We start from the raw sequence: 22,520 nt of genomic DNA on the forward strand, positions 1-22,520 counted from the left end.
CTAGTAATTTTTGGTCCAGGCGTACTTTTATTTTAATTTCTCTAGATAGTTCAAGGCATCTTGAACCGTTTTTACTGGGACAATTTTCATTTTTGTCCCAATTTTTTTCGCAGCTTCTTGTGCTTCTTGATAATTCGATTTGATTTTTGGCTCAACTTTTTTCATTTCTGAAGTTATTTCATCATCGGGTGCAAAGAAAATTTCTGCGCCGTTCTCACTGGCAGTTACAACTTTTTTGTCAATGCCTCCGATTCTACCAACGATTCCTTGACTGTTCATCGTACCTGTTCCAGCAATTTCATGACCTTTACGTAAATCTTTATGACTTAATTGTTCATAGGTCTGCAAAGTAAACATTAAACCAGCCGATGGCCCACCAATATCACCCGCTTCAATAGATACTGGGATAGAAGAATCAATTTCTGTATGATCGGTCAAACCAATACCAATCCCCGCTTTTTTATCTGTTGGCAATTCAATTAATTTGCCGGTCGCTTCTTTTGCTTTGCCATCTTGAGTAAATTGAACAGTGACTTTTTGATTCACTTTTTGTGCTTTAATGTAGTTCATTAATTCTTCACTGCTTTTAAAAGATTTGCCATCCACGCCTGTCACGGTATCGCCAACTTCAATTTTTCCTTTAAAACTTGAGTTGTCTTCCATCGCTAACACATAGACGCCTTTAAATTTCATCTCATATGGAACCTTCGCTAATTTTAAGGCTTGCTCAATTGCGGCGTTTTTTGAGGAATCCATATAGTATTGTTGAATTCGATTATATTCGCTATTACTACTATCTCCCATTAATTCTTTTTTGGACATGACTTCTTGAAAATCCGAAAAGTTTGCTTTTATGGCAGAAAAAATAGTGGCCGAACGAATGCCCACCGTTGTTAAATAAAAAGCACCAGACTGCGTATCTTTTTTCCCATCAACAGTTACAAACTCTTTTAAATTTTCTGTCGTTCCTGGTCCTTCAATATAATAAGGAATTGGGACGATAAACAAACCAATTAGCAGCAATGCCAATACCATTGGAATGAGTGATTTAAACGAAAATTTTTCTGTTTTTTTATTCATTATTTTAGCTCCAGTCATTCTTCTTTTGTTTTAACGCATGATAAATATTGGGAGGAAGATAGTCAGACACATCGCCTCCAAAACGTAAAACTTCTTTTAGTAAACTGGAGCTTACATGTGCATATGGTTCTTCTGCTAATAGAAAAACCGTTTCAATTTCTGGCGCCAGATGTTGATTCATTTTAGCAATGTCTTTCTCGTACTCGTAGTCTTTGACGTTTCTAATGCCACGAATCAAAAAATTAGCCCCTAATGATTTTGCACTTTCCACAGTTAACTGGGTTTCTTGCATAATAACACGCACATTTGGCATTTCTTTAGTTGCTTCTTCAATTAAATATTTTTTCTCTTCTGGCGTAAATAATGTTTGCTTACTTGTATTTATAAAAACGCCAATGATGACTTCGTCAAATAACTTCGCACTGCGTTCAATCAAATTTAAATGACCATTTGTCATCGGATCAAAACTTCCGGGAAATAGAGCAATTTTACGCATCTTACGCCTCCTGACGATAAATCGTTACTTGAGTGATTCCGTAAACGGTTTCTCTTGTTTTTTCTAGTGTACCAATCGTTTCCGGTAATTTGACAGTTTTATCTGTTTCACAAACGATAACGGCTTCGTTTGTTAATAACTGCCGTTCTAACATCTTTTCTAATTGTGAAACAATTTCTTGTTTGGCATAGGGCGGATCCAATAAGACCAAATCAAATTGTAGCTTCTCTTCATAAAACTGTTCTAAGGCACGATTAGCATCCATTTTTCTAACTTCAAATTTTTCTGGTTCTTTTGTAATCGCAATATTTTCTTTAATTACTTTTAGTGCAGCAAAATTCTTTTCAATACAAACACTTTTATCCATTCCACGAGAAACGGCTTCAATCGCTAACCCGCCACTTCCTGAATATAAATCCAGCGCCATTCCACCATCGAAATATGGACCAATCATATTAAAAATAGATTCTTTTACTTTATCTGTTGTGGGCCTAGTATTGTCGCCATCTAACGCTTTCAAGCGCCGGCCACCATATTCTCCAGAAATAACACGCATTGTTTCGACTCCTTTATCAATCATTCTTTTATAATTCATTATAACAAAAAGAGTGAAAAATGTTTGAAATTTCTCATAACATTTCTCACTCTTTTGCATTAGACATTCTCCGCTAAGCGAATCTCTGTAGATAATTCCTCTACTACATAGCCATCGTCTTCTTGTTCTTGATAAGCCGCTTTGGTACCAATTTTTTCAGCAAAATTCATTTCGACATCTGGTCGATACGATTTATCGACACTACGAACAAAATGTAACTGATTAATTTTTTCCATGTTACTTTCAATATTTTCTTCATTCATGTAAATCACCACATATTTCATTTTTCGTGAAACATAGTGAATCAGTCCATATCGGCGTAACTGTTTTAACGGTTTTAATGTGTATACCCAAACAATTAGGCAACGACGCTCTTGAAGCGTAAATTCTTTTTCTTCTTTAGCTTGCATGGCAGCTTCCTCCACAACCTGAATGTTTCTTTCCTCGTTCAAAGAAAGGATTTCCAGCATCTACTTTAATATCTTCAGAAATTAGTTGCGCAATCTTTAAACCAATTGTATCTAGCAACGTTTGAACGTTTGTCTCAGCAAAACGATAATTTGCAACGATTTCATTTAAATCAAGCGCCCGCTTCGCTTTACGTAGGGCTCGCTGTTTCTCCCGAAAATCGGGTGCATGAATTCCATAAGCCTCAACTCGTTCAAAAGCTGACTTAGCTTCTAAAAATGCTTTTTGTAACTGAGCAACTTCCGTTGAAGCATACATGGCTTTTTTTGTTTCTTTATAGTTTTGAACAGCATCACTTTCTAAAAGTGCTGAAATTAAACATTCTGTTTGATCTTCAATTGCAAATAAATGTTCTGTCACAATCATAACTTTTCACTACTCTCCGTGATTTGCCTATTTTCTGGTCGTTTCTCTAATAAGACTAACACACCTTCATTGGAAAAGGCAACGCCCAATTCTGTCGTTTCTGACTCAGCAAAATAGCTATCATATTGCGGGTCCGAAAACCATGACAAAATAGTAAAGGTACTATCATAAACAGGTTCTTGGAAAATACCTGCTGGTTCTCTCAACGAAAGTTTGCTCGTTTTAACTAATAAAGAAAATTCGTCCTTAGTCAAATGAAAGGGATGAATGGCTGTATGTTCCTCTCTCGTTTGTAACAATTCTGCTTGTCGATTTGCCGACAAAATTGTTGGTGTATGGTTAGCCATCGTTTGATACAATGTTTGGGCATCTTTTTGGCTTTGTGTAGAAACTGAAAAAGCAGCTTGACTTTCTTGCTGTTTAACCAGATTCATGACATAAATCGCTTGGTTACTTTGAACAGGATCGAAGGTCATTGACTGCGTTATATCAACTGGCAAAGGAGAACCTTCATTTAATTGATACGGCATTTCCGTGAGCAACGTTTCTTTATTGACATAATTAACTGCCATTAAACCACCTGTCCGCTGATTAAAAAATAACACTGCAAAACTGCCATTATCAAAAGCAACCAGTGGTCGATAGTTCATATCTTCTTCCATCAGCTCGACATCGTAAGCTTCATGATGAAAATTAAATGCAAAATTCGAATAAATCGTCATTAAATCAGACAAGTCTGCAAGCTTCATATCTATTTTAAACGGTTCTATCATTTTGTCATTGTTAAAGGCCTTAATTGCGATGACTTTATTTTCTCGAACGTTGACTTCTAAGTAATCATTCATCGTCAAACCGAACGTCCATAATTCATACGTACGACCTGTTTTAATTTTTTCTTTAGGATTGCCAAACTGGCGGATAAAGGTTTCCACATCTTTCCCTATGTATGCTGCGTAGCCAGAAGCTGGCAATTCTTCATGAGGAACAGCGGTGTGAGCGCTGGATAAGCGCCCACTTTGAGCTGTTTCGGTTGGTTTTTCAGCAGGGAAAAAAACTGGCTCTAAATATCCGATGAGTAGAACTGTTAAAAAAACAGCAGTAAAGGCCCAAAATCGCTTCATTTTTTCCCCTCTCATCTTATTTTTCTTTCACTTCTAATAACAAATCACCTGAGCTGATTGCTTCGCCTTCTTCAACATAAATGTGATCTACCGTGCCCGCAAAACGTGCTTCGATAGTCGTTTCCATTTTCATGGCTTCTGTAATCAGCAACGGCTGACCTTTTTCTACTTTATCGCCACGTTTGACCAATACTTGTAGAACAGAACCAGACATCGTTGCGCCGATTTGTTCTTTATTAGTTGGTTCCGCCTTTTGTTTTACTTGAACAGCTGACTTAATAGAGGCATCTTTAACTAAAACCTCACGACGTTGCCCATTCAAATTGAAGAACAAGACACGGTTTCCGTCAATATCAGGTTCGCCAATTTCATCTAAACGAATAATTAACGTTTTTCCTCGTTCAATTTGAACTTCCAATGTCTCTCCTTGACGAATACCATTAAAGAATGTTGGCGTATCTAATAAGGTTATATCTCCAAAGGTTTCGTATTTTTGACGATACTCTAAAAATACTTGTGGATACATTAAATAACTTAAAACTTCTTCCAATTTAGGTTGATACCCAATTTTTTCGGCTAATTCTTCTTGTACTTTTGCAAAATCAACAGGTGCTGCTAAGTCACCTGGCCGCTCTGTGAAGGCTGGTCGACCTTTTAGAATAATTCGTTGGAGCTCTTTCGGGAACCCACCAACTGGTTGACCTAAATCACCTTGGAAAAAAGTCACAACGGATTCAGGAAAACTTAGTTCTTCGCCACGCGCATAAACATCTTGTTCTGTCAGATGATTTTGAACCATGAAGAGTGCCATGTCTCCCACGACTTTTGAAGATGGTGTCACTTTTACAATATCACCAAACATCAAATTCACTGTGTGATACATTTTTTTGATTTCATCCCAACGGTGCCCTAAGCCTACCGCTTTTGCTTGCTGCTGCAGATTAGAGTATTGACCACCAGGCATTTCATGCATATAGACTTCTGTTTGCGGGGCATTTAACCCATTTTCAAATGGTTGATAATACATGCGCACATCTTCCCAATAATGATTGATTTTCTGTGCATTATCAATGTTAATAGTTGGCGTCCGTTCACCATTGACTAAAGCATAATATAGACTGTTCATACTTGGCTGGCTAGTTGCGCCACTCATCGCACTCATTGCGACGTCAACAATATCAACGCCTGCTTTAGTGGCTGCTGAATAAGTGATGATCCCATTGCCACTAGTATCGTGGGTATGGAGATGGATTGGTAAATCCGTGGCTGCCTTTAATTCACTAATTAAACGATAAGCAGCTTGTGGTTTCAATAAGCCAGCCATATCTTTAATCGCAATGATTTGTGCCCCTAAATTTTCCAATTCTTTAGCCATATCAAGGTAATATTGAACATTATATTTTGCTCGGGCTGGATCATTGATGTCCCCAGTATAACAAATTGCTGCTTCCGCAATTTTTCCGGTATCCCGAACGACTTGAATACTTTTTTCCATTTGAGGAATCCAGTTTAAGCTATCAAAAATTCGGAAAACATCGACTCCTTGGCGAGCAGATTCTTTAATGAATTCTTCAATAACATTATCAGGATAATTTTGATAGCCTACCGCATTAGAACCTCTGAACAGCATTTGTAAAAGTGTATTTGGCATCAACTGACGAATTTTTCTTAAACGTTGCCACGGGTCTTCGGTTAAAAAGCGATAGGCAACATCGAACGTAGCGCCACCCCACATTTCACTAGAAAACAGCTCAGGCAGGGCTGCATCAGTTAGACCAGCAATTGCTTTAAAATCTTGTGTTCTCACACGAGTAGCTAATAAACTTTGGTGCGCATCACGGAACGTGGTATCTGTCATTAACACACTTTCTTGATTCTTAACCCAATCGATGACGGCGGTTGCTCCTTGAGCGTCTAGAATATTTTTAGCTGTGATCACTTTTTCTGGAACTTCAACATCTGTCGGCACGCGCGGAGCTTCAAAATATTTTTTCTCCGTTCGTTCAATGCCAGGGAACCCATTGACCGTTACTTCTCCAATGTATTTCATCGTTTTATTGCCACGATCGCGCATACGAGGAAATTCAAATAATTCAGGTGTATTATCAATAAAGGTTGTTTTGGCTTCCCCAGATTGAAACGCTGGATAGCTCACAACATTTTGTAAAAACGGAATATTTGTTTTCACGCCACGAATCCGAAATTCTTTTAAGCAGCGTTGCATTTTACTGATTGCCTGTTCAAAAGAGAAACCATGCGTACAGACTTTAACCAATAAAGAATCAAAGTAAGGCGTCACAGCGTAGCCAGAATAAGCATTCCCTACATCTAAACGCACACCAAACCCACCTGGTGAACGATACGTATCAATTTTCCCTGTATCTGGCATAAATTGGTTCAAGGGATCTTCAGTCGTAATCCGACATTGAATAGCCGCGCCTTTTAATGTCAATTCGTTTTGTTTTGGCAAATGCATATCTTTATGCAAATCAAGCCCTTGCGCAATTTGTAATTGAGAGATTACAATATCAATATCTGTAATCATTTCTGTGATAGTATGTTCTACCTGAACACGAGGATTCACTTCAATAAAATAAAACTGATCCCCTTCTACTAAAAACTCAACCGTTCCCGCATTCACGTAGCCGACATGCGCCATTAACTGCACAGCAGCCGAACAAATGGCTGCTCGTTGTTCTTCATTCATTGATACACATGGTGCGACTTCTACCACTTTTTGGTGGCGCCGTTGAACGGAACAATCACGTTCAAATAAATGCAAGACGTTCCCATGATGATCGCCTAAAATTTGTACTTCGATATGTTTAGGATTAGAAATATACTTTTCAACATAAACCTCGTCAGAACCAAAGGCTGCTTTCGCTTCGCTTTTTGCTCTTTCGTAACCTTCTCGTGCTTCCTTGGCATCGTGGGCAACGCGCATCCCGCGACCGCCGCCACCTAAAGCAGCTTTAATCATGATAGGAAAGCCATACGTTTCACCAAAAGCTACGACCTCTTCCACCGTTGCTACTGGCCCATCTGAGCCTGGAATCGAAGCAATCCCCGCAGCTACAGCTGCTTCTTTCGCTTTAATTTTATCGCCAAAAATATCTAAATGGTGTGTTTTAGGTCCAACAAAAATGATTCCTTCTTCTTCACAACGTTCGGCGAAGCGTAAGTTCTCTGATAAAAAGCCATAACCAGGATGAATGGCATCTGCTCCCGATTTTTTGGCAATTTGGATAATATTTTCAATGTCTAAATAGGCTTCAATTGGTTTTTTCCCCTTACCAACTAAATACGCTTCATCTGCTTTGAAACGATGAACAGAATACTCATCTTCTGCAGCATAAATCGCTACTGTCTGGATATCTAATTCTGTACAAGCTCTAAAAATTCGAATCGCAATTTCGCCACGATTGGCAACTAATACCTTTTTCATAACGTCACTCCTACCATCAATTTCCTTCAAATTTATTGGTTCTGTTCTAAAGATAAATAGTACTCATTTTCTAATTTCTGACGTGTTTCATCTGCACTGATATTCAGGACAAAGGCCACAGCAATCGAAATAATCAGCAAACTATTCCCACCTTGACTCAAGAACGGGAAAGTAATTCCTGTTAATGGAATAATCCCAGTAATCCCACCAACATTAATAAAGACTTGAATTAATAACATTGTACCAATTCCAATACACATTAGTGAATTAAAAGGTTTCTTCGAGCGTACACCGACTAAAATAATTCGCGCAATCATAAACATCAACAATCCTAAAATCGCTAGACCGCCGATAATGCCTAACTCTTCTAAAGTAATCGCAAAGATAAAGTCCGTATGTGCTTCTGGTAAAAAGCCTTTTTTCTGAACACTATTCCCTAGACCTTTGCCAAACCAGCCGCCATTACTGATTGCATAATAAGAATTAGCTAACTGATGGCCTAAGTTCCGTTCATCTAAAAATGGATTTTTAAAAACAGCAAAACGATTATAAATATATTGATAACGCGCTGGGAAAATTTTTCCTTTAGACATAATTAATAACTGAATAGCCGTGATACTACCTAAAATGCCCAAGCCACCGACCAAATAGGTATACATATAATTAATCCCACTTGCTAAAACCATCACGATGGTAATTAATGTTAGAATGGCCGCATTCCCGAAGTCAGGCTGGATTGCAACTAGAGCAATTAATACAAAAACGAGCATCAACGGTCGCCCGGCAGCTTGTTTAAATTGATCCATGCCTCCATTAATTGTCTTTTGTCGCCGTGCTAAAATATAAGACAAATACCAGACAACCATGATTTTTAAATACTCAGCTGGTTGCATCGAAAATCCACCAATCTCAATCCAACCACGTGCGCCGTTAATTTCTTTCCCGATACCAGGAATCCGAACGGCTAAAACCATAACCGTAATTACTGCAATGGCAAACATGATAAAACTTCGATTCTGGAAAACGGATGTTTTCATCTTATAAATAAAAAACATTGCAACTAACCCTACTACCCAAAAGGCAACCTGGTTAATAACGAATGACGTAGGTGAAAAACCTTTCATTACTTGTAATGCGGATGTGGAACTATATACCATAATCAATCCCACGATACTTAAAATTAAATATGGAATAAAAATACTATAGTCTAGCAAATGCCGTTTCTTTACTTTGTTTGGCAAAGCTTAACCCTCCTTGCCAATCTCGTTTTTTTCTTGTGTTTCTTCATAAACATCTGTATATAATTGATTCAATTCGCGTTCTAAATCACTTAGTAAGCGATGTCCTTCATCATTAGTTAAAATCCCCAAACGGGTCGCATAGGTCACTTGTCTTGAAAAACCATACATTTGTGTATCCACCACTTCTTCAAATGCTTTACATTGAGAAATGCACAAACTGTTTTTTTGATTACGAATAAGCATTTTAATGCGTTCTGCATCGTCTTCTAATAATTGAATGGCAAATTTCTTTGAAATTCCTTCGTCCATTTGTACAGAACCTCCCTATCTTAATTAAATAATTATAACATAATTCTCAGTTAGATACATGATGATTTCAGAAAATTTCCTTTAAGAAATTTTCTAAAACCAAGCGATATATTAAGTAAGAAATCTCTTTATATAACAAGCTTATTTTATCAATACAACAACAAATACATTAAAAGAATTTTTTCTTATTTTCTGCTTTTAATTTTAAATAAAATAACAAACTATATCATTTTTTCGTCTCTTGATATTCTTTAATTACTTCTAAAAAGGCGGTGCCATATTTATCTAATTTATTTTGGCCGACCCCTTTTATTTGCAATAATTGAATCGTTGTTTGCGGTAATTTTTCACACATTTCTTTAAGTGTACTATCGGAAAAGACTACATATGGCGGCACGCCTGCCTCTTGAGCCATGTCCATACGTAATTCGCGTAATCGTTCAAACAAGGCATCATCCACTGCTACTTTTCGAACTTTTTGGTCTTCTTTTCGGAAGACTTTCCGTTCCCCTAAAAGCACCTGAACACCTTCTGTCGAGACTGATAACAACGGAAATTGCCCATCAGAAGGAATTAAATAACGTTCTGCTGTCAAATAATCAATCAGCTGTGTGACTTCTTTTTGCGTGCGACCTTTCATTAGTCCGTATGTTGGCAAACGATCAAAATGCCATTGATCAATTTTTTGATCTTTTGAGCCAGTCAAGACTTTACCAACTAAGCCCTTACCGAAACGTTCTCCCATACGTTTTACACAAGACAAGACTTTTTGGGCATCGACCGTAATATCGACTAATTCTCGATTATCCAGACAATTTGAGCAGCGACCGCAGTCCGTCCCTTCTTCACCAAAATAGCGTAAAATATATTTTTGTAAACACATTTGTGCATTCGCATATTGTGACATTTCCCGTAATTTCAAGTACTCTTTCTGCTTATAATCAATGGTCATTTCAGATTGTTCAATAAAGTATTGTTGAATTTGCAAGTCTTGTGGAGCAAACATTAACACAGCATCACTAGGCAGACCGTCACGACCAGCTCGGCCGGCTTCTTGATAATAAGATTCAATATTCCCTGGTACTTGTGCGTGAATGACAAAACGAACATTACTCTTATTAATCCCCATACCAAAGGCATTTGTTGCTACCATCACTTGCACTTGATCATACAAGAATGCTTCTTGATTTTCACTACGTAACTGTTCACTCATGCCCCCATGATACATCCCAGCCGCAATTTTTTTATTCTCTAATAAATGATAAATTCGTTCAACTTCCTTCCGCGTGCTTGCATAAATAATACCTGATTGCCCAGTATTCATCTTTAAATATTCCAAAAGAAAAACGTCTCTGTTTTGATCTTTCACGACTTGAAAAGATAGATTTTCTCGAGCGAATCCTGTTTTGATTTCATTTTCTGATGGAATTCTTAATTGCTTGACAATATCCTCCGCTACTTGTGGCGTTGCTGTAGCTGTTAGTGCAATCACGGTTGGTTGTTGTTGAAATTGATCGATAATCTCTGCTAAACGCAAATAGCTTGGACGAAAATCATGCCCCCATTGTGAAATACAGTGTGCCTCATCTACTGCCAATAAATCAATCGGTACATGTGTCAGCATCTGTTGAAAATCATAAGATTCTAATCGCTCTGGCGCAACATACAATAGCTTGACTTCTTTGTTAACTGCTAATTGAATACGATGATTCATTTCTTGATAGGAAATGGTACTATTGATATATGTAGCTGGAATCCCCATTAAATTCAGGGCATCTACTTGATCTTTCATTAAAGAAATTAATGGTGAAATCACCAATGTTAAATTATCCAGAAGTAAGGCTGGCAACTGATAACAAATCGATTTGCCTCCACCTGTTGGCATAATGCCTAAGACATTTTCTTGTCGCAATACATGACGAATAATCGTTTCTTGTCCTGGCCGAAAATCATCATAGCCAAATGTATCTTTTAATAATTCTTGTAATGCACTCATTTATTGCGCTCCAATCTTTGTTCTACAAGTCATTTTAACACGCTAATCTAACAGGAACAAGGTGTGTTAAAACAAGACACAATCGTGAAACACCAGTTAACGTGAAACATCAAAAAGAATGAAAAATTGTGAAAGCTTGCTATCAAAAGCTTTCAAAAATAGCGACATTTGCTTGTTGTGGATAACGAGTAGTTATCCACACATAAAAAATATCCTTATCTTAAAAATACGCATTAATCCGTTTTTTTCATAAAAAAACCAACTATTTTCGTAGTAAAACGAGCATAGTTGGTTTAAATGTTTATTTGTCGAAAAATTATTCAGCTTTTTTCTTTTTCTTGCTTGCTTTTTCGCGTTCGTTTTTGTTAAGAATTTGTTTTCTTAAACGGATGCTTTCTGGTGTTACTTCACAGTATTCATCTTCATTCAAGAATTCTAATGATTCTTCTAACGTTAATTTTTTCGGTTTTTTGATGACTGATGTTTGGTCTTTCGTTGCCGAACGAACGTTAGTCATTTGTTTAGCTTTTGTGATGTTCACAGTTAAATCGTTGTCGCGGTTGTTTTCCCCAACAATCATTCCTTCGTAAACTTCTGTCGTTGGTTCAACGAAAACTGTACCACGTTCTTCAATACTCATGATTGAGTAAGTCGTTGCTTTACCAGTATCGATTGAAACTAGCGCACCTTGATGACGGCCACCAATCGTTCCTTGAATCATTGGTAAGTATTGATCGAAGGTGTGGTTCATAATACCATAACCACGAGTCATTGATAAGAATTCTGTTGAATAACCAATTAAGCCACGAGCTGGTGCCAAGAAGATTAAACGCATTTGTCCGTTACCGGCATTAATCATATCTTGCATTTCGCCTTTACGTAAACTTAGGGATTCAATCACGCTACCCATGTATTCTTCAGGTGTGTCAATTTGAACACGTTCAAATGGTTCACATTTAACTCCATCAATTTCACGTTCAATAACTTCTGGACGAGAAACTTGTAATTCATAGCCTTCACGACGCATGTTTTCAATTAAAATTGATAAATGCAATTCGCCACGGCCTGATACAGTCCAAGAATCTGGGCCAATTGGATCCACACGTAAAGATACGTCTGTTTGTAATTCAGCCATTAAACGTTCTTCGATTTTACGAGCGGTAATGTATTTTCCTTCACGTCCCGCAAATGGAGAATTGTTAACTAAGAAAGTCATTTGTAAGGTTGGCTCATCAATGTGTAGAATTGGTAATGCTTCTTGATTGTGAACATCTACAACTGTTTCCCCAACGAAAATGTCTTCCATTCCAGAAACGGCAATTAAATCGCCCGCTTTTGCTTCATCAATTTCCACACGTTGTAAGCCAAAGAAACCTAAAATTTTCGTTACACGGAAATTTTTCACGCTGCCATCTAATTTCATCAACGCAACTTGGTCGCCGACTTTCATTGTGCCACGGAACACACGGCCAATCCCAATACGTCCAACGTAATCGTTGTAGTCTAGTAATGAGACTTGGAATTGAAGTGGTTCGTCTGAATTGTCAACTGGAGCTGGCACATGTTCAATAATTTTATCAAAAATTGGGGCCATTGTTGGCTCTTGATCTGCTGGATCATCTGATTCACTTGAAGTTCCGTTTAAAGCAGAAGCATAAACAACTGGGAAATCTAATTGATCGTCGTCTGCGCCTAATTCGATGAATAACTCTAAAACTTCATCTACTACGTGTTCAGGACGAGCAGAAGGTTTGTCAATTTTGTTAACAACCACGATTGGTGTTACTTTTTGTTCTAATGCTTTTTTCAATACGAAACGTGTTTGAGGCATTGTTCCTTCATACGCATCGACAACTAAAACAACACCGTCTACCATTTTCATGATACGTTCTACTTCACCACCGAAGTCCGCGTGTCCTGGTGTATCTAGAATGTTGATACGTGTACCGTTATAATCTACGGCTGTATTTTTTGCTAAGATAGTAATTCCACGTTCACTTTCAAGTGCATTGGAATCCATTGCACGTTCTTGTAATTGTGTGTGTCCATCTAAAGTGTCAGATTGTTTTAAAAGTTCATCTACTAAGGTTGTTTTACCATGGTCAACGTGGGCGATAATTGCCACGTTACGAATATCATCTCTGTATTTCAATTTAATTGCTCCTTATCTATATACGCTTATGTTACTTAAGTCCATAAAAGCCGACTGCTTATTATAGCAAACTTTTTTCATTAAAAAAAGGCTTTCGCCTGCAAAAATAATGAAAGTTTTAGAAATTATTCGGCTTTTTCTGAAAACAAGGACATTTTTTTACAAATTTTTCTCTTTTAAAAGAGGAAGAGCCTTACCTTTCAGCAACGCTCTTCTTTGATTATTCCGATTCATTTAAATATCGGGTAAATACTTCATCATAGGTTTCAGGAGTTGCTGCAATAAAGTATTCACGACCCGTAAAAGTTAATGGTTTTCCTGTAATACCAGAGTATTTAAACCCAAATTCTTCCAAAAGTACTAAGCCTGCTGCATAATCCCAAGGACTTAGATTAGATAAATAGCCATGATGGTTGCCTTTTAACATGGCAATAATTTCCAAACCTGCACAACCGCTAATACGCACGCCCATGCTTGCTTGTCCGATTTCCGTTGCGTGATGAATATTTTTTCCATGCATGTAAGCATTCATGCCCCATAATCCATCTGCCAAGGCTTTCATAGTAGGCGCTTTTAATAATTGATTATTTCGATAAACGCCAAGCCCTTTGCCGCCCCAATAAAGTTCTTCTCGCATCACATCATAGATAAAACCTAATTTACCAATGCCGTCTTCATAAACAGCTAACATAATACAGAAATTTTCTCTTTCCATCACGAAATTCATTGTGCCATCAATCGGATCGATGATCCACACGCGACCAGCAAAGCTTTTTAAAGTATTGTAGCCTTTTTCTTCCCCTAAAATTTGATCTTCGGGAAAATTTGTTTGAATTTTATTCATTAAAAATTCTTGGGTTTGTTCATCCATATTTGTTACTAAATCGGTGCGGCCATTTTTCTGTTGAACGGTTAACTCTGATTCCAAGTTCATTCGAATCACATCGGCTGCTTCAAAAAGCCAACTTTGAATTGTTTGAACAAATTTTTGCGTTTCAGTCATCTAATCATCCCCCAGCTTTAATTTACCGCTTCCCTGTTTTTTAGCTTGTTGAAGCGTACGATATAACGAATATCCTGAAGCATTTTCAAATTCACGACCTAAGCGTTTTTCTTCGCCGATACTTTTAACGACCGTTTTAAATTGTTGATAGGTTGTTAAAAATTTGTCAACAGGCAAGCCTGTTTCGTTGGCTTGCTCAACTGCTGTCCACATATTAGTGACAATCACCATTTCTTCTGTCGTCCAATCTAAATCTAATGGATATTGATAGTCTTTCATGTCTTCACCTCATCTTCTCTAGTTTAGCATATTTTCATAAAAAAACATCTTATTTACGTCGATTTTTTAATGCGTTAAAGAGAGGATATTCTGCTGTTCCTTTGCGATACAAACTTTGTTGTGAAGCATAAATACCACTATTTCCAGAACACATAAAACTGATTAAGCAAACCATGAAAAAATAGACCGCCGCTTCACTACCAAATAGTTCAATGCCCATAATGAAACAAGCAATCGGCGTATTCGTGGCGCCAGAAAAAACACCAATAAATCCTAACCCTGCTAAAAAAGGAATTGATAGATGTAACAAAGGGGCCAAAGAACTACCTAACGTAGCCCCAATTTCAAACAATGGCGTTACTTCCCCTCCTTGGAATCCGGCACCCAAGGATAACACCGTAAAGAATAATTTCCCAACAAAATCAAAAGGCTGCGCATTGCCTGCAAATGCATCTTCTAATAAAGGTAAACTCAAGCCTAAATAACGTTGGTTGTTTAAGACGAGCACAAACAGAACGACAATGGACGCCCCAAGAAACGCACGAAGGTAGACATTAGCAAACCAATTTGCGTAGGTCTTTTTTAAAAAGACAATGGAACGACTAAAAACCCAACCTGCCAAACCAAAACAAATCGATGCCAAAAATAATTTTACGAATAGATCAACCGACCAAGTCGGAATTTTGCCCATCGGATAATGCGTATGTGTTACACCAAAACTTTCAGTCACAAAATTAGCAAATAAGCCTGCAAAAAAACTTGGGAAAAGTGCCTCTGCACGAACTTTTCCAATCGCCAAAACTTCTAATCCGAAAACCGTTCCCGCTAATGGTGTGCCAAAAACAGAACTAAAACCTGCACTAATTCCGCTAATAATAATTACTTGTCGTTCCAAAGCGGACAGTTTAAAGACTTTTCCTACAGCATTTGCGATTGCGCCCCCCATTTGCACCGCCGTCCCTTCACGACCAACAGAACCACCAAATAAGTGCGTAGTAATCGTGCCAAACAATGTTAAAGGAATTAAGCGCAAAGGAATATCTTCTTCCCCGCCATTGCCTTGTTCAATCACTAAGTTATTTCCTCGGCTAGCATTTTTCCCAAAACGCGTATAGAAATACGTAAAAACAACACCGCTAATGGGGAGGATAAAGAGTAACCAAGGATTTGCTAAACGAACATCTGTTACATAGGTGAGACTCTTTAAGAAAAAGGCGGATAACGCCCCCATAAATAAACCAATAATTGCGGTAATGAGCAACCATTTTGCCATATAACCGCCGATTGATAGTAGTTGCTTTGTTTCTTTTTTCACTTTACATGCTCCTTTACAATTTTCTTATCGCCAATCCTAGCGTACAGAAAAAGCCTACCAAAGGGTACACTTCTCCCGTTTGGTAGGCGTCATTAATTTATTCGTCCGATAAATAGTTCGTGGTGAACACCATCACCATGTTGCTATTAAACTATTAAAAATAATACCACGCAACTCTGGAAAGTGCAATAAAAAATCAATTGCGTTCCGTTTTTATCCACGTGCTATTCCCTTTAATAAACCGATAATAAGCCATTACCACACTAACGAATAAAATTAAGTACATGTAGGAAATAGTAAAAGGTAAACTAATTAACCCCACTTTTGCCGGTACTTCTAATTGAAAATTTTTCAACTCGTGATAATAGTTGATTGTAAAAAAAATGCCGAAAACTAGCGAAATACTGACAGCCAAAGCAAAACTAATACCTAGAGATAACGAAAAACCTAACCTATACAAGTGTTGCAGTTGAAGCCCAGTTAAAACAAAAACGAGGATTCCTGCGACGAGATTAATAAAGGGTTGCGCTAAAAAATAATAGATGCCGCACTTCTGCCTTAGCGTTAATGACTTTGATTTAATCACCCTGGGTAAATACGCTAGACAATCTAAATTCCCTTGAACCCAACGGCTTCGTTGCCGAATAAAACGTTTCACATCTCTCAGTGCTTCTTGAGCCATAAAGGCCTCGTCAATATAAGCAATCGATAACTCTTTCAGCATTAATTTAATGGTTAACTCATAGTCATCCAATAAAGCATTTCCCCAAGGCTGATAACCTAAGTGTTCGGTAATCATTGATAACCGAAAAAACTGACCATTGCCACCAAGTCCGATGGTTTTTGTTGCCCGACGTGCCTTTTGAATAAAATTATTAATCGTAAAAAACTCAACATCTTGTGCAATAAACATAAAACTTGTAACATCTTTCATTTTGATTCTTGTTTGCGCAGCACAGATTGTCGTATCTGCGAAAACAGCAGTTAGTTCATTGATAATATTCTCACTAAAAAAACCATCTGCATCCACTACTCCCACCAATATTTGATTTCGTGAGTAGTCTTTTTTTTCTGCATCTGCTAATACAATTTGGAAAGCATGGTTCAAAGCGGCGCCTTTGCCTTGTTGCGCATTAGGAAATTGACGAGACAGAACTTGGATTGGACCAGCAATACTGTCCATCATTGCTTTGGTTTGGTCCGTTGATCCATCATCAATCGCAATTATTTTTTTCTTAATTGGTAAAGCAACCAGTTTTTTTAATGTTTCTCCGATGACTTTCTCCTCGTTTACACACGGTACAAGAAAGTAGCAGAAAAATTCTTCTGCTACTTCGACTTCTCTTCTTGTTTTTTTTCTTGTTCGAAAACTGAGAAATAAACTTGTAAATAAATAGGTTAAGAAAATGAACATAATTACTTTGTATAACTGATACAAATAAATCATGTAATTTGTCCTCTTTTCAAAAAATAACGATATAGAATGTAGGCAGTGACAATTGAAACTAGAATAACACCAATTAAATCAGTCACGAAAAGGGCGCCCGTTGAAATTACCCCAAGTTTCGGTAAAGCGGATTGACTCATTAGATACTCCTTTCTCTCTATTTGTTTTTTACCAACACACCACCACGATAACCATGACACATCCCCCATAATAATATCTTGGCGGATTATAGTACACAGGTGGATTATAGTTAGTGATGGGTGGCACATAGGGCCAAACTGTTGGTGGCGGTGGATTATAAACTGGTATTCTGCGATTTTCTCGAACAATTGCAATTGTTTGCCCCGCATGATTTTGCATCAGACTGACACGTGTTGGCGTAGTATTTCGTGAATAACCAGCTGGCGCTTGAACTTCTCTAATTTCATACACTCGGTTTACGGATAGTCCACTGATAGTAACTGTACCATCTCCCCCAGTTGTCACTCTTTGTGTATAGCCGTTAGTTGTATCTTTCCATTCAAAAACAGCGCCTGCTAAACGTACTTTTGTTTCAACATCTTGTTTAATAATTTTAATAGCACCATAGTTTGCTTTATTGTTTAACACTAACGTATACGTTTTTGCGCCTTGGCCTCGTAAGTCAATCCGATGGACCCTACTATCCAACGCATACCCAGTTGGCGCTTGAATCTCGGTGATTTCATAAATACGATCTGACGATAATCCTGGAATCAGTACTTCACCATTTCCATTTGCTGTAAATGTTGCCGTATAGTTATTGGTGGTATCGCGGAATCTAAATTTTGCGCCTGCTAAACGTTGTTTTGTATCCGTATCTTGCTTAATAATTTTGATAGCGCCCTGTTGTGATGTATTATTCAAGACTAGTGTATAGGTTTTACCACCTTGTCCACGTAAATCAACTTTATGAACACGTCTATCTATAGTATAGCCGTTTGGTGCTTTAATTTCTGTGATCTCATAGATACGATCACCGGCTAATCCAGGAATCAGTACTTCACCGTTTCTATCCGCTGTAAACGTTGCTGTGTAATTGTTGGTTGTGTCTCGGAATTTAAATTGTGCGCCTGCTAAACGTTGTTTCGTATATCCATCTTGCTTAATAATTTTGATGGCACTTTTTTGTGCTTGATTATTTAAGACTAATGTATAGGTTTTACCACCTTGTCCACGTAAATCAACTTTATGAACACGTCTATCTATGATATAGCCATTCGGTGCTTTGATTTCTGTAATCTCATAGATACGATCACCGGCTAATCCAGTAATCAGTACTTCACCGTTCCTATTCGCTGTAAACGTTGCAGTATAATTATTGGTTGTGTCTCGGAATTTAAATTGTGCACCTGCTAAACGTTGTTTCGTATATCCATCTTGCTTAACAATTTTGATGGCGCCTTTTTGTGCTTGATTATTTTTGGTAAACGTGTAGGTTTTGCTAGCATAATTCGAAGGTAAAAGAACTCTATGCACCGTTTTGTCAAGTATATAACCATTTGGTGCTTTTATTTCTGTAATTTCATAAATCCGGTTGACGGAAAAATTATACAAAGTTGCTTCACCATTAGCATTAGCAGTTACTACGCCTGTATTCCCGTTCACTGTGTCACGCCATCTAAATTGTGCACCTGCTAAACGTTGTTTTGAATAACTATCTTGTTTAATTAATTTTAAATTGCCACGTAGCGCAACATTTTCAATGGTATAATAACCAATCTTGTCAGCAAAATTAGTCGTTAGGGTAACTCGGTAAGTCTTGTTATTTAAGATATAGCCGTTTGGTGCTTTAATTTCTGTAATTTCGTATACACGATTGACTGGCAAATTCGTTATCAGGGCTTGTCCATTTTTGTCGGCTACAACTGTTCCTTCTTTTCCTGTCACCGTATCACGCCATTTGAACTCTGCACCTGCTAGACGTTTTCTTGAATCTTTGTCTACTTTGATTATTGCTAGACTACCTTCTTGCGCTGTATTTTCAATGGTATAATAACCAATTTTATCTGCAAAATTAGTCGTTAAGATAACTCGGTAAGTCTTGTTATTTAAGATATAGCCATTTGGTGCTTTAATTTCCGTAATTTCGTATACACGATTGACTGGCAAATCTGTTATCAGTGCTTGTCCATTTTTGTCGGCTACAACTGTTCCTTCTTTTCCCGTCACCGTATCACGCCATTTGAACTCTGCACCTGCTAGACGTTTTCTTGAATCTTTGTCTACTTTGATTATTGCTAGACTACCTTTTTGCGCTGTATTTTCAATGATTACTGTCACTACTTTATTTGCCTGTGCAGTTGTTAAAGTGACTTTATGCACGGTTTTGTCTAGTACATAACCTGTGGGTGCTTTCGTTTCTGTGATTTCATACGTACGATTGACGGATAAGTTGGGAATTGTGACCGTTCCATCGGTTCCAACTGTCACTGTTCCTGTTTTTCCTGTCACCGTATCTTTCCACTGAAATTCTGCGCCTGTTAAACGTTTTTTACTGTCTTTGTCTTGTTTAACAATTTTGATAGACCCTTTTTGCGCTACATTGTCAACAGTTACAGTCACTACTTTATTGGCTTGTGCAGTTGTTAAAGTGACTTTATGCACGGTTTTGTCTAGTACATAACCTGTGGGTGCTTTCGTTTCTGTGATTTCATACTTACGATTGACTGCTAAATTGGGAATTGTGATGGTTCCATCGATTCCAACTGTCACTGTTCCTGTTTTTCCTGTCACCGTATCTTTCCACTGAAATTCTGCGCCTGTTAAACGTTTTTTACTGTCTTTATCTTGTTTAACAATTTTGATGGAACCAATTTGTACTTGCTGCTTATTCTTCACCCGATATGTTAAAGTGTAGTCGGCTTTTCCAGCAAATGAAATAGGATGTTTAGTATCGTCTAATTCATAGCCATTAGGCGCCTTCGTTTCAACTAAATAATATTCTCCATCAGGTGATAAATTTGAAAATAACAGCTCGCCATTTTCATTCGTGACACCTTTTTCTATTAGATTATTTTTTTGGTCATACAACGAAAATTCAGCACCCGCTAAACGCTTCGCCTCATTATTTTCATCTACTTTTTCTACTTTTAATTGATTTTCTAAACGTGTATTTTCTTTTTTCAGACGAATCGTCTGAGTTTGGCCTGATTTAATTTCAAATGATACTGGCGTTGCATCTAATTTATAGCCGGGTGGTGCTTTAACCTCAATTAATTCATATTGATCAGGTTCTAAACCAGCTAAACGGATTTGTCCAGATTGATTGGTCCTTAAATTCTCTTGAATAACTTGTTGTGTTTTTTTATTCACAAGTTTGAAAATAGCGCCTTGCAGAACTTCAGCTGTCTCTGCGTCTATTTTTTCTAAAATAACACCACCTTGACCTGTTCCTCCACTATTTTCATCCGCAGTGATATAAGCGATGTCTTCATCTTCCCAAGCATCGAATCCCTCATTAGAAATACGCATATAGGTGTAATTTGATAGTAAGGCATCACTTGGAATATTTTCATTTGGAATTGTTTCTAAATAAATATAATAGGCGTTTTTGTTAGAAAGATAACTGCCCGTAGCCGTTGGTATTCCTTCAAATTTCTCCGCTTCATAATTAAGTCCGCTTTTAGAAGCATGTTTTTGGAAAAATTGACTAGCATCGTAACTGTATTCATCATGCTCTAAATTCCGAATCATTTCACCATTTACTTCTAAAATAGGCTGCTTGGTGAGATACGCGGCAATACTGTCAACAGCTAATGTTTGGTTTGGACCTACATTATCTAAAAATTTAAAGGTTGTTTTTTCTGAACCTGAAAGTCCTGCTTGGTTATAGTTAAAATAGATGACCCAAGCAACTCTTCCTTCTGGCGTAAAACCTAAAGGAACTTTCCGAACGAGCTCAGTTTCTGGAACTTTCTCAACATATTGCCCAATGTTAATCATTGCAACTTTTTGTGAATCTCCAAAAGTAAAAGTCACTTTATCTTCAAAATTTTCTGACAAATTTTGGTTATATCGTAATTTTAATTCTAAATCAGCTGAATAGTCTACAATATTTTGCAACGCTTTAATCGTCCAAGTTCCATCATCATTTGGAGTCACTCGAAGCCCATCACTGATTTCAAAAGGTGTCATTGAATAGGAATATTTTTCGCTATCCATTCTTAATGTAATCGTCTCTCCAATTGCTAATTCGGAAATTGATAACGCCAAGGAAACAGTTGCCCAATCTTTTGTCGCAACAATTTCCGTCTTATTTTCTGGATACTCCACAGATACAGACCGAATTTGCGGTCCACTTTCATTATCTATCGCATAAGAAATAATACTTGTATTAGATCCTAAAATAATAAAAATAATTAAACAAAGCGAAAATAACTTATTAATAATTTTTTTCATTCATCACAATCCTTTCAACATCAATATGTGTCTTTTTAGACACTAATTCGCTAAAAAAAATAGTCATAATTTCTTCATTCTTCAAATCCAACAACTGTGAAATCAATTTAATATCCGCTGCTTTGAAAACAACTTCTCCTTTTAATTTTTTGTAAATCGTTGAAGCGGATACGGGCTGCCCGTATGCAGTCATTTCATTTGCCAACCATTCAACATTTTTTCCTTTCATTCTCAATTTTGAGTGAATTAAATTTGATTCCATTTTACTCTCCCCCTTTTCCACTCTTCGTGTCTAATAAGACACAGAAATTATATCATTTTGTGAAAAAAACGTCAATATCATTAAAATCAAATAACTTTTTTGTTATATTTGTTATATCTACTTTCAAAAAAACATGTTTCTTTTGCGACACTTTTTGTGCTAGAATGTTTTTACGGAGGTGGTTTTTTTGAAAGAAAATTTTTTGAAGCAAAAACGGATGGAGAAAAATCTTACATTAGAACAAGTTGGAAATTTTGTTGGTGTTGGAAAAAGTACCGTCAGGAAATGGGAAACTGGAATGATTGAAAATATGGGGAGGGATAAAATTGTCGCCTTATCTAAAGTTTTAGATGTATCACCTCTTGAAATCTTAGGTATTCCTGAAACGGAAGAAACGCCACTTGTTGTCCCGACCAATATTATGAATGTTTACAAACAATTGACAACTGAAAATCAAGAAGCAGTTTATCGATATGCTCAAAAGAAATTAACAGAACAAAATTACTTTTAATATTTATTTTAAATA

General features: G+C 37.2%; 19 protein-coding genes and 1 riboswitch. Of the genes, 1 reads left to right on the forward strand and 18 read right to left on the reverse strand.

Annotation, left to right across the window (positions count from 1 at the left end; all coding sequences use genetic code 11):
• Window positions 1-27 precede the first annotated feature (27 nt).
• From IGL93_RS09500 to IGL93_RS09585, 18 genes are all read right to left on the reverse strand, one after another.
• Window positions 28-1,098: a SepM family pheromone-processing serine protease gene (locus tag IGL93_RS09500; protein WP_002399203.1), complete on the reverse strand. Its 1,071-nt coding sequence runs from the start codon at window positions 1,096-1,098 to the stop codon at window positions 28-30.
• Window positions 1,085-1,576, reverse strand: coding sequence for a pantetheine-phosphate adenylyltransferase (gene coaD, locus IGL93_RS09505; protein WP_002356693.1), 492 nt, complete (start codon window positions 1,574-1,576; stop codon window positions 1,085-1,087). Before coaD ends, IGL93_RS09500 begins: the two co-directional genes overlap by 14 nt.
• Window position 1,577: 1 nt before the next feature.
• Entirely contained in the window at window positions 1,578-2,171 is a 594-nt protein-coding gene (gene rsmD / locus IGL93_RS09510) for a 16S rRNA (guanine(966)-N(2))-methyltransferase RsmD (protein ID WP_071646757.1), read from the reverse strand.
• A gap of 59 nt (window positions 2,172-2,230) precedes the next feature.
• Window positions 2,231-2,581, reverse strand: coding sequence for a YlbG family protein (locus tag IGL93_RS09515; RefSeq protein ID WP_002359714.1), 351 nt, complete (start codon window positions 2,579-2,581; stop codon window positions 2,231-2,233).
• Entirely contained in the window at window positions 2,571-3,005 is a 435-nt protein-coding gene (locus tag IGL93_RS09520; RefSeq protein WP_002400862.1) for a YlbF family regulator, read from the reverse strand. The genes IGL93_RS09515 and IGL93_RS09520 overlap by 11 nt, the downstream gene beginning before the upstream one ends.
• Entirely contained in the window at window positions 3,002-4,126 is a 1,125-nt protein-coding gene (locus tag IGL93_RS09525; RefSeq protein WP_010713205.1) for a CAP-associated domain-containing protein, read from the reverse strand. The genes IGL93_RS09520 and IGL93_RS09525 overlap by 4 nt, the downstream gene beginning before the upstream one ends.
• Window positions 4,127-4,142: 16 nt before the next feature.
• Window positions 4,143-7,571 carry a pyruvate carboxylase gene (locus IGL93_RS09530; protein ID WP_010776010.1) on the reverse strand — a complete coding sequence of 1,143 codons (3,429 nt, stop codon included), beginning with the start codon at window positions 7,569-7,571 and terminating at the stop codon, window positions 4,143-4,145.
• 32 nt (window positions 7,572-7,603) lie between these two features.
• The gene (locus IGL93_RS09535) at window positions 7,604-8,812 is read right to left on the reverse strand and encodes an FtsW/RodA/SpoVE family cell cycle protein (RefSeq protein WP_002356686.1); all 1,209 of its coding nucleotides are present in this window, start codon (window positions 8,810-8,812) and stop codon (window positions 7,604-7,606) included.
• A 3-nt stretch (window positions 8,813-8,815) separates the two neighbouring features.
• A complete protein-coding gene (locus IGL93_RS09540; RefSeq protein ID WP_002356684.1) occupies window positions 8,816-9,121 on the reverse strand; it encodes a YlaN family protein in 306 nt (101 codons plus the stop codon).
• A 226-nt stretch (window positions 9,122-9,347) separates the two neighbouring features.
• A complete protein-coding gene (gene recQ / locus IGL93_RS09545; RefSeq protein ID WP_002368957.1) occupies window positions 9,348-11,117 on the reverse strand; it encodes a DNA helicase RecQ in 1,770 nt (589 codons plus the stop codon).
• A 316-nt stretch (window positions 11,118-11,433) separates the two neighbouring features.
• Window positions 11,434-13,269, reverse strand: coding sequence for a translational GTPase TypA (gene typA, locus IGL93_RS09550; protein ID WP_002356682.1), 1,836 nt, complete (start codon window positions 13,267-13,269; stop codon window positions 11,434-11,436).
• 220 nt (window positions 13,270-13,489) lie between these two features.
• The gene (locus tag IGL93_RS09555) at window positions 13,490-14,272 is read right to left on the reverse strand and encodes an inositol monophosphatase family protein (protein WP_002384205.1); all 783 of its coding nucleotides are present in this window, start codon (window positions 14,270-14,272) and stop codon (window positions 13,490-13,492) included.
• Complete coding sequence (locus IGL93_RS09560; protein WP_002356679.1) at window positions 14,273-14,551, reverse strand: UPF0223 family protein; 279 nt, start codon at window positions 14,549-14,551, stop codon at window positions 14,273-14,275.
• A gap of 49 nt (window positions 14,552-14,600) precedes the next feature.
• Complete coding sequence (locus IGL93_RS09565; protein WP_002384204.1) at window positions 14,601-15,866, reverse strand: voltage-gated chloride channel family protein; 1,266 nt, start codon at window positions 15,864-15,866, stop codon at window positions 14,601-14,603.
• A 76-nt stretch (window positions 15,867-15,942) separates the two neighbouring features.
• Window positions 15,943-16,012, reverse strand: a riboswitch (Fluoride riboswitch).
• Between the two features lie 50 nt (window positions 16,013-16,062).
• Complete coding sequence (locus tag IGL93_RS09570; RefSeq protein WP_010776011.1) at window positions 16,063-17,313, reverse strand: glycosyltransferase family 2 protein; 1,251 nt, start codon at window positions 17,311-17,313, stop codon at window positions 16,063-16,065.
• Window positions 17,310-17,453, reverse strand: a complete 144-nt coding sequence (locus IGL93_RS09575) for a hypothetical protein (protein WP_002400869.1) — start codon at window positions 17,451-17,453, stop codon at window positions 17,310-17,312. Before IGL93_RS09575 ends, IGL93_RS09570 begins: the two co-directional genes overlap by 4 nt.
• Before the next feature lie 28 nt (window positions 17,454-17,481).
• Window positions 17,482-21,732, reverse strand: coding sequence for a SpaA isopeptide-forming pilin-related protein (locus IGL93_RS09580; protein ID WP_033789447.1), 4,251 nt, complete (start codon window positions 21,730-21,732; stop codon window positions 17,482-17,484).
• On the reverse strand, window positions 21,716-21,994 hold the full coding sequence (locus IGL93_RS09585; protein ID WP_010707303.1) for a hypothetical protein: 279 nt from the start codon (window positions 21,992-21,994) through the stop codon (window positions 21,716-21,718). Before IGL93_RS09585 ends, IGL93_RS09580 begins: the two co-directional genes overlap by 17 nt.
• A 178-nt stretch (window positions 21,995-22,172) precedes the next feature.
• On the opposite strand from IGL93_RS09585, the gene IGL93_RS09590 reads away from it, so the two are divergent.
• Window positions 22,173-22,505, forward strand: a complete 333-nt coding sequence (locus IGL93_RS09590; protein WP_016618386.1) for a helix-turn-helix domain-containing protein — start codon at window positions 22,173-22,175, stop codon at window positions 22,503-22,505.
• Window positions 22,506-22,520: the final 15 nt, after the last annotated feature.

This window comes from Enterococcus sp. DIV1328a, from assembly GCF_050536905.1.
Taxonomy (GTDB): Bacteria; Bacillota; Bacilli; order Lactobacillales; family Enterococcaceae; genus Enterococcus; species Enterococcus faecalis.

Excerpts from the sequence above, each read along its gene's own strand:
- IGL93_RS09500 (WP_002399203.1), bottom strand. The coding sequence starts at position 1,098 with ATGACTGGAGCTAAAATAATGAATAAAAAAACAGAAAAATTTTCGTTT.
- coaD (WP_002356693.1), bottom strand. The coding sequence starts at position 1,576 with ATGCGTAAAATTGCTCTATTTCCCGGAAGTTTTGATCCGATGACAAAT.
- rsmD (WP_071646757.1), bottom strand. The coding sequence starts at position 2,171 with ATGAATTATAAAAGAATGATTGATAAAGGAGTCGAAACAATGCGTGTT.
- IGL93_RS09515 (WP_002359714.1), bottom strand. The coding sequence starts at position 2,581 with ATGCAAGCTAAAGAAGAAAAAGAATTTACGCTTCAAGAGCGTCGTTGC.
- IGL93_RS09520 (WP_002400862.1), bottom strand. The coding sequence starts at position 3,005 with ATGATTGTGACAGAACATTTATTTGCAATTGAAGATCAAACAGAATGT.
- IGL93_RS09525 (WP_010713205.1), bottom strand. The coding sequence starts at position 4,126 with ATGAAGCGATTTTGGGCCTTTACTGCTGTTTTTTTAACAGTTCTACTC.
- IGL93_RS09530 (WP_010776010.1), bottom strand. The coding sequence starts at position 7,571 with ATGAAAAAGGTATTAGTTGCCAATCGTGGCGAAATTGCGATTCGAATT.
- IGL93_RS09540 (WP_002356684.1), bottom strand. The coding sequence starts at position 9,121 with ATGGACGAAGGAATTTCAAAGAAATTTGCCATTCAATTATTAGAAGAC.
- recQ (WP_002368957.1), bottom strand. The coding sequence starts at position 11,117 with ATGAGTGCATTACAAGAATTATTAAAAGATACATTTGGCTATGATGAT.
- IGL93_RS09555 (WP_002384205.1), bottom strand. The coding sequence starts at position 14,272 with ATGACTGAAACGCAAAAATTTGTTCAAACAATTCAAAGTTGGCTTTTT.
- IGL93_RS09560 (WP_002356679.1), bottom strand. The coding sequence starts at position 14,551 with ATGAAAGACTATCAATATCCATTAGATTTAGATTGGACGACAGAAGAA.
- IGL93_RS09570 (WP_010776011.1), bottom strand. The coding sequence starts at position 17,313 with ATGATTTATTTGTATCAGTTATACAAAGTAATTATGTTCATTTTCTTA.
- IGL93_RS09575 (WP_002400869.1), bottom strand. The coding sequence starts at position 17,453 with ATGAGTCAATCCGCTTTACCGAAACTTGGGGTAATTTCAACGGGCGCC.
- IGL93_RS09580 (WP_033789447.1), bottom strand. The coding sequence starts at position 21,732 with ATGAAAAAAATTATTAATAAGTTATTTTCGCTTTGTTTAATTATTTTT.
- IGL93_RS09585 (WP_010707303.1), bottom strand. The coding sequence starts at position 21,994 with ATGGAATCAAATTTAATTCACTCAAAATTGAGAATGAAAGGAAAAAAT.